The sequence below is a fragment of the Ruegeria sp. HKCCD7296 genome (assembly GCF_013110775.1).
Lineage (GTDB): Bacteria > Pseudomonadota > Alphaproteobacteria > Rhodobacterales > Rhodobacteraceae > Ruegeria.
The window spans coordinates 45,812-57,867 of record NZ_WVRF01000018.1 but is presented as its reverse complement, the minus strand read 5'-3'; the positions used below and the strand labels follow the sequence as shown (position 1 = coordinate 57,867).

General features: G+C 54.8%; 8 protein-coding genes. 6 read left to right on the top strand and 2 right to left on the bottom strand.

Annotated features, from left to right (window positions below; translation table 11 throughout):
- Positions 1-70 precede the first annotated feature (70 nt).
- Positions 71-1,024 (top strand): HNH endonuclease, encoded by a 954-nt coding sequence (locus GS632_RS22045; RefSeq protein WP_216601868.1) that lies wholly within the window; start codon positions 71-73, stop codon positions 1,022-1,024.
- Between the two features lie 16 nt (positions 1,025-1,040).
- On the opposite strand, the gene GS632_RS19230 is transcribed toward GS632_RS22045, so the two are convergent.
- Entirely contained in the window at positions 1,041-1,793 is a 753-nt protein-coding gene (locus GS632_RS19230; protein ID WP_216601867.1) for a hypothetical protein, read from the bottom strand.
- Between the two features lie 631 nt (positions 1,794-2,424).
- Between GS632_RS19230 and GS632_RS19225 the strand changes: the two genes are divergently transcribed.
- From GS632_RS19225 to GS632_RS19205, 5 genes are all read left to right on the top strand, one after another.
- Positions 2,425-3,423 carry a YafY family protein gene (locus GS632_RS19225; protein ID WP_171722341.1) on the top strand — a complete coding sequence of 333 codons (999 nt, stop codon included), beginning with the start codon at positions 2,425-2,427 and terminating at the stop codon, positions 3,421-3,423.
- Between the two features lie 251 nt (positions 3,424-3,674).
- Positions 3,675-4,805 carry a DNA repair exonuclease gene (locus GS632_RS19220; RefSeq protein ID WP_171722342.1) on the top strand — a complete coding sequence of 377 codons (1,131 nt, stop codon included), beginning with the start codon at positions 3,675-3,677 and terminating at the stop codon, positions 4,803-4,805.
- Complete coding sequence (locus GS632_RS19215; protein ID WP_171722343.1) at positions 4,802-7,414, top strand: AAA family ATPase; 2,613 nt, start codon at positions 4,802-4,804, stop codon at positions 7,412-7,414. Before GS632_RS19220 ends, GS632_RS19215 begins: the two co-directional genes overlap by 4 nt.
- Complete coding sequence (locus GS632_RS19210; RefSeq protein ID WP_171722344.1) at positions 7,411-10,731, top strand: TM0106 family RecB-like putative nuclease; 3,321 nt, start codon at positions 7,411-7,413, stop codon at positions 10,729-10,731. The genes GS632_RS19215 and GS632_RS19210 overlap by 4 nt, the downstream gene beginning before the upstream one ends.
- On the top strand, positions 10,728-11,387 hold the full coding sequence (locus tag GS632_RS19205; protein ID WP_171722345.1) for a hypothetical protein: 660 nt from the start codon (positions 10,728-10,730) through the stop codon (positions 11,385-11,387). Before GS632_RS19210 ends, GS632_RS19205 begins: the two co-directional genes overlap by 4 nt.
- Before the next feature lie 118 nt (positions 11,388-11,505).
- On the opposite strand, the gene GS632_RS19200 is transcribed toward GS632_RS19205, so the two are convergent.
- Positions 11,506-11,904, bottom strand: a complete 399-nt coding sequence (locus GS632_RS19200) for a hypothetical protein (RefSeq protein ID WP_171722346.1) — start codon at positions 11,902-11,904, stop codon at positions 11,506-11,508.
- Positions 11,905-12,056 lie beyond the last annotated feature (152 nt).

Here is a 12,056-nt window from a genome sequence, read left to right as displayed (position 1 = left end):
ATTGCAGGTGAATTCAAAAGCAAATGCTAAAGCCCATCAGATTTAACCCTTTACTTCGAGACAACCCATAATGAGTCCCTGGCACGATACCGCGTCAAAGCTGGACGATATCTACTTAGGTGACCCTCTCCTAGCCAGACGTCAGATCAAAAACCAGCCTCAGCTTTTGGTGCTCAACAGAACGTATCACAAGTTCCTGCCAATCCGCCGGCTTGTGGATGGTATTTCCGGCAGAGACATGAGCGCGCGAAAGTGCTTGGCACAAGAAGTGCAGCGCTATCGGCATGAACTGAGAAATTCAGGATTTCGGGAAGTCTCAGCTGGAGATGTCGAGCACCAAGAATTGCTCGATCAACTTACAAGTTTTTTAGAAATAGAGTTTCAAACGAAACCTTCACCGTCGGAGAAGACTTTCTGGGTTGAAAAGACCATCACACGAGACGCAGTTATGCGGGCTTTTCAGGAATACGATGATCACGGGATCCCTGCGGGATTCAGAGAGGCCCAAAAGTGGTTCGTTTCAAATCCTAAGACCCAAGCTCCTTATCCCGCAAAGATAATCTGGGGGATCGCAACCAACGCTAAAGGTTCAGACTTCAAATCGTTTGAAGCCCGCGTGGGTCTCAAGAAAGCTGGCTTTGAATGTGCTGATCTCAGCAAATCCCCACCAAACCACAATGGGCGACGGTATCTGGAAGAGGGAGCCGTGCGCTCATCTATCCGGTCAAGCCGAGAACGCAATCCTGTGGCTCGGGCTCTTTGCATTGAGCACTATCGAAAGATGAACAACGGCAATTTAGTTTGCACCATCTGCCACTTCGATTTCGCCGTTGCGTACGGACCTCTTGGAGAAGGGTTCATGCACGTTCATCATTTAAACCCCATTTCTGAGGCCAAAGACACTCGGCGAGTCTCGCCAGAAATCGATTTAGTTCCGGTCTGCCCCAACTGTCATGCCATGATCCACCGCGGGGGTGAAACAAGATCAATAGTAGAAATACTAAGGATACTGACACAGAGCTGACAATTCTCAACTCACTTCAGTTTTCTCCATACTTTTCAGCAAGACGCTTCATTGAGGGAGGAACCGATCCAAAACTCACAAAAATGACCTCTAACCCGCTTTTTCGAAACGGTTTTAGGCTTTTGTCAATCGCTTCATCGATCCAGTGATCACGGTTTCCAAAAGCACCCCCACCAAGTCGAGTAAGCAGCACGATGTTTGATACACCACGCGCACTGTTGACCAAACCAGCCCAAAGTGTTGCTTCATATGCAGCCTCAAGAACCAACCGTGCAAATGGTTCCCACACTTGGGCACCGATGCCCGAGTAAGCAACTGGAAGAGCTGAACAAAATGCCTGAGAAACCAGAAATGGTTTCGGAGGCTGTATGTCCGTGACTTCAACGTCTTTGTGAACGCCTATTCTCAGTCTCCCTTTCAGTTCGTCTAGCTCACCTTGTGTCATTGTGCTGAGCAGAGAATTGATACGCTCCAGGCTAGCGGTGCTTGGTAGCACGTATCCATTCCTCACAGGTAACAGGTCATCAGGATCGACCTGAATCAAGCTTCCAAGAGCACCTGCCACATCGTTCAAACCGTTGATTTGCTTAGTTCCTGTTTGCCCTATCCCGCTGCCAACCGGGAGAAGATAGTTGCGGTAGATGGTTGCTGCACCAGCAGCGATTGCACATGCGGGGCCTTGAGTATGGTCGAACTGGTATATTGAAACGCCGTCTTCGGGCGACACATTTGGGCTCACCATTTCGAGGAGATTGAATTGCGAAGCCACTTGAAACAATGCCCCTTCGAAACGCGGTTCTGATGTATCTGCCTGACATCTCCCACGATGTTTTCTACTGACATTCTCTTGTTTGCAATCTGCGGCGGGCCCGACGCTCTAAGCTCAGCAAGAGACGGTAGTTTCAGATCCCCCACGGCCGGTCTGCGCTCGGAAAACTCTGAGCAGAGCAAACCATCTTGAACCGACAAACGCGATTGCGTGCTATGATAATCAGTTTCCTGAAAGCCAGTGATCGCTTCAAACCAGTCCATGGACGACGATCATCCTTTAGTTGTTATGCTGCGTAAGCAGCCAAGCCTTAAATACACTACAAAGTAGCTGCGCAGAGGAATATCTTTTGAGATTGTCGCGTCGCACCCCTGCAAGAAAGACTAGCGATCCTTTTGAAAAGAAAGCGAGTGAGCCCGCCCTATGCTCTACACTACAAGATATTGGACAATCTTGGCTTTTTGCAATGCGGACTCCGCACCATTTCTTAAGCGAACCAGGTGTATCACGAGACAAGGACAGTCGCGTATTCGAAGCCTAAAATGAACATAGTTTCTTCTCTCCTGCGCCCATTTCTTCCACAATTCATTTTGTATTGCTAAGGTGACAAAACCTGTCACAGAGGTGAAAAATGTCGTATTTTAAGGCGATTGACCTGCTGAGATTGGCGGAACTCGCCACCGCGCGCCGTCTAGGAGTGGGCCTTGCCGAAATCGAAGAAGTCTTCGGGGTAGACCGACGCACGGCACAGCGCATGACAAAGGCGCTGGAGGCGGTTTACCCACATGTCGAAACACGGACAGACGAAGAGCGCCGCAAATTCTGGAGGCTTGCAGGCGACGATTTACGACTAGTTGCATCCCAAGGAATTCGCGACGCAGAACTTACAGCTCTGGAAATGTCGATAAGACGTGCGCAGCGTGATGGGGCGGCGAACGAGGTAGAAAGCCTTCGCCGATTGCGCGATCGTCTTTTGGCTCTCATGCCAGGTCCAAATAAGCGACGCGCAGAAACCGATGCTGAAGCCTTGCTGGAGGCGCAGGGCTTTGCGTCGCGACCAGGGCCACGCGTGGTTTCGGACATGAAGCTCTTGGGAGCATTGACCGAAGCGTTGCGGGCACCTTGGGAACTGAAGATCACCTACCGCGGTGCACAGGACAATGGTTCAAGAGAACGGTTGATTGAGCCACACGGCCTTCTTCTCGGCACACGCAGATATCTCGTCGGTCGCCCATCTCATGGCGATGGTCTCATGCGCCGCTTTCGACTTGATAGAATTGAGCAGGCATCGATCACCTCGCGCAGTTTCGCACGGGATCCGGACTTCAACCTGAACACATTCGCCGCTCAGGCTTTCGGGTCATTTCACTCAGATGCGGAATTTGGACCCGTAGAATGGCGCTTCACTGCTGAGGCTGCACAAACTGCACAGCAGTTCATTTTTCACCCGCAACAGGAAATGGTCGAGCACGCAGATGGGTCTTTGACGGTACGTTTCGCTGCCTCAGGTCTCATGGAAATGGCCTGGCATTTGTATCAATGGGGAGACCAAGTTGAGGTCATGGCTCCGGAAAGGCTGCGCGAAATGGTTGCCGGCCACAGAAGAAACGATTTTCCAGCGCTTCCGTAGATTAAGAGGGAAAGGTCGAACTGGAGTCGGAAAGTCAGTTTAAAGTGGATGAAGCTTTAGAAATCCCAAATGGTTCATTCAAGAGATGCAAAAAGTCGCAAACTGATAGTCCAATTGCCTAGTCGCATGCCGAACGCACACGCTTGGCAGACAGCAACAACCGTTAACCATGACACCTTCTGACACCCCCAAGGCCCATACTTGAAGCAAGCCACGCAACGCTATCAAAACATGATCTTCTAGGAGCCGCGATGACATTTCGCTTCATACATTCCTCCGACCTGCATATCGGTCGAAAGTTTTCGAATATCCCGCAACCAGCCGACGGCAATATTCGCGGACGTCTTATGGAAGCTCGGCACAGTGCGATTGGTCGATTGGCAACGGCCGCGCGGAACAACGGAGCTGCGCATGTTCTGCTAGCGGGAGACACGTTCGACACAGCCACTCCATCCCCGCCCGTCATCAGACAGGCGCTTGCAGCAATGGTGGAAGCTTCCGATGTGACTTGGTGGCTTTTACCAGGCAACCACGACAATCTCAGAGATGCAGAACCCCTTTGGGAGACAATTTGCCGCGAGATACCAAAGAACGTCGTGGCATTAACGGATGCGGTGCCGCACGATTTTGGGGACGTCGCCACGCTGCTGCCCTGCCCCATCGCCTTCCGCTCCAGTGCGACCGATCCCTCCGAGCCGTTGGTCACCATGGCAAGCGACGAAGGACGGATACGGATTGGTTTGGCGCATGGCGGCGTCACCGACTTTACGGATGCTGGAGATACGATCGCCCCCGACCGTGATCAAAGCGCTCGGTTGGATTACCTCGCCCTTGGTGACTGGCACGGGCGATTAGTCGTGTCCGACAGGGTACACTACTCTGGTTCACCCGAGCAGGATCGCTTCAAGCATGGCCGCCGAGGCGTTTGCCTTTCCATCGAGCTCGAGGGATCAGGCGCGTTACCAAGGGTGAAGGAAATTGAGACGGGGGAGTTTCTTTGGACTGAGGTGCCCCTTTCATTGCATCCCCGGCAAGATGCGGATGCCGCGTTGATAGATGTTCTGCCGAAATCGGGCCGACGTGATATCATGATGAAGGTTCAAGCCACCGGTTGGGCCCGGCTTCCCGATCGAACCGATCTGGAACTTGCCGCCGAAAGCGTCGCTCCGGAGTTCGCTCATTTCGAACTGATGACAGATGCACTCGGCACGCAATACGACGCTGCCGATCTGGACGAAATCGACAGAGCCGGTGCCCTACGACTAGCGGCAAACATGCTCAAGGATGATGCCGAGGCAGACAATCTAACGCATGAGGACCGAGAGGTCGCAGCTGACGCCCTCGCCCGTCTCTACGCCTATGTCCGGGAGGGATCAAAATGAAGATCCGCTCCATCACGCTTGATAATGTTCGTCGCTTCACTGAGGCGGTTCGCGTCGGAGAGATCGGAGACGGGTTGAATGTGTTGAGCGAACCCAATGAGCAAGGTAAATCCACGCTTTTCGACGCAATCCAAGCGCTATTTTTCAAATCGCACACGTCCCGCGACAAGGACGTTACAGCTCTTCGTCCCTATGCTGGCGGAGGGCCAGAGGTGTCTGTCGAACTCGACGTGGACGAAGATCGATTTGTCGTTAAGAAACGATGGCTACAGAAACCTGTTGCCACAGTGCACAGCAACGGAAGTCTAATTGCACAGGCCGACGAGGCGGAAGCGTGGATTGCTAATTTACTAGGCGATGATACCGGCGGCCCTTCGGGATTAATTTGGGTTCGGCAAGGCATGACCGACCTGACAGGTGGCTCGACCAAGGAACAGAAAGCCGCACTCGAGGCGCGACGGGACTTGATGTCATCGGTCGGCGAAGAAGTTGAAGCAATGACGGGCGGTCGGCGTATGGACGCGGCGCTCGCGCGGTGTCGAGAGGAACTCGCCGAATATGCTACAAAAACCGGGCGACCTTACGCAAATGGCCCTTGGAAAGCTGCACAGGACCTCGTAGTAAAGCTAGCTGCTCGGCGAGAAGACTTGGCGGCGACGGCGCATGACCTGCAGAAGGCATTGGCTGAACGTAAGCGGGCGCGACAAGACCTGCGCGAGTTAGAAGACCCTGTGGCCGCCGTTGAGCGGCGACAGAAGCTTGAGGCGGCCCAAGCCGCCTATACCACGGCCGAACGTCATGCACAGGAGCTAGAAGCTGAGGCGCGCAAAGTGGACATGGCCCGCCTGACCGCCGACAACGCGCGAAACCAGCTAGAGAGCTTCCAAGTGGCCACTTCCGAAAGGACTGTGACAGCGCAAAATAGCGCCCGGGCAGAGGCAGAAGCGCGAGAGACGAAGGTCACTTTGGAGAAAGAGCGCGCAGCACGCGATGAAGCTGAACGTAGTCTCGAAATTACTCAAGAGGCGCATAAAAAGGCCCAAGTCTCTTACAACCTCGCCATTCGGGCCAAAGCCGCTCGCGACGGTGCTGAACGTCGAGACGAACTGACAGCACGCATAGTAGAGGCCGAGAAGGCACGTAGTAAAATGGAAGCCGCTGCGGCAGAAGCAAAGTCTGGCCCCGATGCAAAAACTATTAGCGAGATCGAAGGCCTAGCAGCGGCTCATGCTACAGCTGTTGCAGCCAGGGATGCCACAGCAACCCAAGTGATAGCCCATTATGCGGAAGGGTGTCATGGGGCCATACGGTCCGAAAAGAGCGACCTTCTCGACGGCCAAGTAGTGCCCATCATGCGGACCACAAGGCTTACTATCGATGGTGTTGGAGAGTTGGAAATTCATCCCAGCGAGTTCAGCCACGATGACAGTTCGGTGGACACAGCGGCGGCGCTGCGTAAGGCACTCGAGGGGATCGGCGCCAATGACATTGACGGAGCGCGTGCAAGCGCCGCCGCTAGAGCCGACGCAGAGCGCCGGCAAGGCGAAGCAAAAGCCGTACTGAAAAGTCTTGCGCCTGATGGACTTGATCCACTACGTGAAGCGATGGCGAAGATCCCGGAGTTGGATGCAGACTTACATGCACCCACGCCGGAGGAGGCTGAGATCGCGCTGGAAAAGACGCGGACCGCCACGGTAGAAGCCAGCGCAGCCCGCGATGCAGCGTCAGACCGAGTATCAGACGCCCGAGACGAGGCAACGCGTGCTGAAACCAAGCTTAATGCGCTGGTAGAACGCCTGAAGCGGGCCGATGATGCTCTGACCAAATACGGAGATAGCACGGAAGCTGACCTATTAGCGGAGGCTAGTCGGACCGCTGAAGCGCTTCAGGCCGCCGAAGATGTTCACAAAACAAAGGTACAAAACGCACCTGATCTTGCTACTACAGAAGCCGCGCTGAACCGTGCCGTTTCGGTTGATCAAAGCGCGCGCGACGAGATAATCCGCCTGAAACCACTGCTCGCTACGCTTGACGAACGCGTTAGCCGATCTTCTGGCGACGCAGTTGAAGAGCGACTGGCGGAAACCGAACAACAGCTCGAGGCCGCGCAAATCACTCTTGCTCGGATCGAGCGTGAGGTGGCTGTTCTGCTCCGCTTAGAAAAAGCACTGGAGACCGCTCGCAGTGAAGCGCGGGAACGGTACTTTGCTCCAATAGCCAAGGAACTCAAACCTCTCCTACATCTGCTTTGGCCCGAGGCAAAACTTACTTGGGGCGAGGAATCTCTTTTGCCCGACACTCTGATCCGCAACGGGCAACAGGAACCAATTGACATCTTGTCCGGCGGGACACAGGAGCAAGTGGCACTTTTAGTGCGCCTAGCCTTCGCCCGAATGCTCGCTGCCGCCGGGCGTGTTGCTCCCATTATTCTAGATGATGCGCTCGTCTTCACTGACGACGATCGGATCGAGCGGATGTTTGACGCATTGCACCGTCAAGCAGGAGACTTACAGATCATCGTGTTGACTTGCAGGCAGCGTGCCTTTCGCGCTCTTGGGGGCAAGGCACTGCACTTGGCACACCTAACCGATACGGAGACCACTCCATGATGCGGGTTGACGGTCAGATCCGCCTCTCAGCCTCCGATCTTATGCGGTTCATGTCCTGTTCTCATGCCAGTTTTCTAGATCTCGAGCGGCTGCACGGTCGGGGGCCAGAGCCTGCCGAGGACAGTGAAGATGCAGCGCTTCTGCAGAGCTACGGCGACGCACACGAAGCTGCGCATCTTGCTAGTCTTCGCGCACAAGCCGACGTGGCGGAGATCGATAACGGCCAACCATTCGAAATCGCTGTCGAGGCTACAATCGCAGCGCTTCACCGAGGACCTGCGACTATATTTCAAGGAGCGCTCGAAGGCGGAGCGTGGGGTGGTTGGTCAGACTTTCTGGAGCGGGTAGAAGTGCCGTCTGAGCTTGGCTCATTCTCCTACGAGGTAGCCGATACCAAGCTGAAGAGAAAACCCGACCCAAAACACCTGCTGCAGTTGGTTCTCTATTCCGATCTACTAACGCCGCTCCAAGGTCGAGCCCCAGAGAACGCGCACGTCCTCCTCGGTGACGGCACGCGAGCAAGTTTTCGGCTGTCCGAATATGCCGACTATGCCCGGCAAGCGCGGGACAGGTTGGAAGCATTTGTCACAGAGCCGTGGCCCACCCGCCCGATCCCCTGTTCAACCTGCGAACTCTGTAGGTGGCGTGTGCATTGCGCAAGTGAGTGGGAAAGCGAGGACAGTTTGTTCCGCATTGCTGGGATCAGCCGGACTCAGGTGGCGAAGCTGGAAGCTGCCGGCGTCTCGACAATGGCTGGGCTTTCCACTTGGCAAGACCGAGTTCCTCGACTTGCCGGTCCAACTCTTGAACGTCTACGCCTCCAGGCCCGGCTTCAAACGGCGCGTTCGGAAAAAGGCCCACATCACGAGCTCCGCCCTGCTGTTGAAGGCAAAGGCTTCGATCTGCTGCCCAAACCAGCGAATGGCGACCTGTTTTATGACATCGAAGGCGACCCATACTATAGGGAAGACAACAGTGACGGTTTAGAGTATCTCCACGGCGTCTGGGACGGCAAAGAATTCACGGCTCTCTGGGCGCACAACCGCGCAGCCGAGCGACAATCACTCCTCGACCTCTTTGATCTTTTTGACGCTCGCCTGTCCGCCAACCCCAACGCGCACATTTACCACTACGCCGCTTACGAGATCACTGCTCTACGCCGCCTGTGCACCCAATATGGCGTTGGGGAAGCACAACTCGACAAATGGCTCCGCGAACGGCGTTTTTGCGACCTTTATGCAGTGGTGCGCGGCGGTGTGGCGGCTTCAGAGAAATCCTATTCCATCAAAGATATGGAGTATCTCTATGGCTTTGAACGTACTGGTGAAGTGAAGACCGCCGGCGGATCAGTAGTTGCCTACGAGAAATGGCGGGAAAACGCAGACCCGGAAATCTTGCAGGAAATCGAGGATTATAATCGCCTGGATTGTGTCTCTACGGAAGAATTACGGGACTGGCTTGTTTCGGTACGCCCTGAAGGACCTTGGCCAGAGCAAGCCCCGCCGCAGGAAGAGCGTCACGATGAAGCGGATCAAGAGGCCGAAGAGCTACGTACTCGACTCGACGATGCCGACTTACCTGAAGGGCGAGCTGAGCTGCTGTTTGATCTTGCACAATTCCACAGACGCGAGGCGAAACCAGCCGCGTGGGCTGTATTCGATGCAGCAGCAAAAACATCCGAGGAGTTGTGTGAGGATATGGACTGTCTTGGCGGATTGACTTCTATCAGCGCAGTTGAGCCGGACAAATCCGCTCAGATCCGTCGCTACCGTTATCCCGCTCAGGAAACTAAAATACGCGCTGGAAAGTCAGCGCAGATATTGCTTGGCGATGATCACGCAACCGTCACAATTCTCGAAATGAACCGGAGATCGCGCACTCTCACGATCAGGATCACGGCCGGAGCACTCGGTGTGAACAGCCTGCCCGACCGTCTAGATCTCTTGCCGACCTTCGCCATTCGCGCCGATCCGATCCCGGCCGCAATAATGGCAGTGGTGGAAGACCAGATCGGTCCTCAGGCCAATCACGTTGCGGACGAGATACTCTCCCGCGCCGCGCCACGCATGTCGGTTCCCTCCTTATTACCCGTTCCAGATGGCGAAGATCCTGTTGTCGCGCTGCAGACCACAACACAGGCGATGCACAACACAGTCCTGCCCGTTCAGGGACCGCCCGGCACGGGAAAGACCTATGTAACCGCACGAGCCATTTTGGCTTTGGTCAGCAAAGGCAATCGCGTCGGGGTATCTTCGAACTCACATGAAGCCATCCGCAACGTACTGAAGGGCTGCATCGACGCGCTGTATAAAGACGACTGGCCTCCGACGATTGAGAATGTGAGCATTGCGAGAAAAGGGAGTCGAGGCGAAGACCCACTCGCTTCGCCTTATGACCGCATCGGCTTGGTTACCAAAAACGACGATCCGCTCCTTTCCACAGCGGACGTTATTGGTGGGACCGCGTGGCTGTTTGCACGATCAGAGCTGGCTAACACGTTTGATTATTTGTTTATCGATGAGGCGGGACAGGTGTCTCTGGCGAACCTCATCGCAATGACTAATGCTGCTCGCAACATCGTGCTCGTCGGTGACCCAAACCAGCTGCCACAGGTCATCCAGGGCGCCCATCCGCACCCCGCAGATCTATCCTGCCTCGACTGGATGTTGGGCGATGCGACCACGGTCCAAGGGGATCGCGGACTGTTCTTGGCAGAGACACGACGGATGCACCCCGATCTCTGCCGATATATCTCCGACCAATATTACGAAGGCCGCCTGACCGCACATGACAGCACGATACAACAGGCGGTCAAGGCCGACGGCCTGCCCAAAGCCGGCGCCTTTCTTGTTCCGGTCAAGCACGACGGACGTGCGCAGGAATGTCCCGAGGAGATCGAAGCGATCCGACGCTCCGTCGAAACGCTGATCTCGGGGACATGGACCGACCGCAATGGCCTGACGCGACCTCTCGTTCCTTCCGACATTATCGTCGTCGCACCTTACAATGTGCAGGTAAACGAACTCTCAGACGCCCTGCCCGGCATTCGTGTGGGAACCGTAGATAAGTTCCAGGGACAGGAGGCTCCTGTCGCTCTGATCTCCATGACAGCCTCAACCGCCGAGGAAACCTCTCGCGGCCTCGATTTTCTTCTGTCGCGCCAACGGCTCAACGTTGCAATCAGTCGCGGAAAAGCCCTGAGTCTCGTCTTTGCCTCGCCGCGTCTGTGCGAGACGCCTTGTGCAACTGTAGAACAAATGCGCCTCGTAAACGCTCTCTGCGCATTGCCTAAATGGACTATGGAGACTGGCCAATGACCCCACAGCCCCCCGATTTCTCAACTCTAAAGTCCCGCCAACGCGCCCAGCGCGAAGACTGGCTGCAAGACTTCTCCTTGCGGATCCATAGAGCCATTAGCTGGATCGGCCGAGCTGAAAAGGAAACTGAAGACCCAGGCGCCGCTTTCCTTTTCTATTGGATCGCATTTAACGCCGCTTATGGCGGAGAACCGTCGGTCTTTGGCGCCCGTGACGAATTCGAAACCTTCTTCCGGCGGCTTCAGCAGCTCGACAACGATGGGAGACTATACGGTATTGTATGGTCGAGCTTCCCGGGTCCAATTCGACTCTTTCTCGAGAACCAGTACGTTTTTGCACCATTCTGGAGACACCATCATGGCGAACGTGATGCGGAGGATTGGGAACAGCGCTTCGATGTGGCCCGTAAACGGTTTCATGACGCCCTAACAGATCGGGATACAGTTAAGATTCTCTCCATGCTTTTTGATAGATTGTATGTCCTGCGCAACCAACTCATGCACGGTGGGTCAACATGGAACTCGGCAACCAACCGAGATCAACTTCGCGACGGCGCTGCCATTCTTAGAGACGTGGTTCCAGTTATGGCCGACCTCATGATGGACGCGCCGGATGGTGAATGGGGCGTGCCGATGTACCCGGTGGTGGAAGGATAGCAGCCAAGATTTATCAACTATTCAATAAATACGCTCTCATTGAGGCAGTTCGACCCGGGCAGCGGCTGGCAACCGGGATTAAATGCTATTTCGGTGAGCCGCTGCTTGTGCAGCGCATTCATGCCCGTGGTCTTGCGAACATCTTCTGACCCTGCTGGGTCAAAACGAAGACGAGTTCCTCACTTACCATCAGACCTGAGACCAGATTCTGATCTATTAAAGATTTGATGAGGCCTTTGTCGGGGTAGCGTCGTTGCCCGTCAGCGAGATCAAAGACAGCGGGGAAGCTCATTGATGGCAATTGCTCCGGGCTGTACCTCGCAAGCTCGAGATAAAACGGGACCGCAGCGAACTTGCGTGCTGTGTCTGCTCGCCGTTCCTCTCTTGGATTGCTTTGCCATGACTGGACGTCATGCGGATTGCGAACGCTCGTCGTTTTCGTGAGCGGTTTGCTGGCGCCAGCATAGCTTTCGGTGATGATACGTTCTGCGTGCTCGGTGCGAACGGCAAATCTCATCGGTTTAATCCCTTCATTGAAATGTTCATCATGATCACAAAATTGTATTCCTTCAGTAACTTCATCGATCTCATCTCTGTATTGTCTTTGATACTTATCGTTGAGGGCGCTCCGAATTCGCAGGGTCTACTAGATGCAACCCTTGCTTGCTA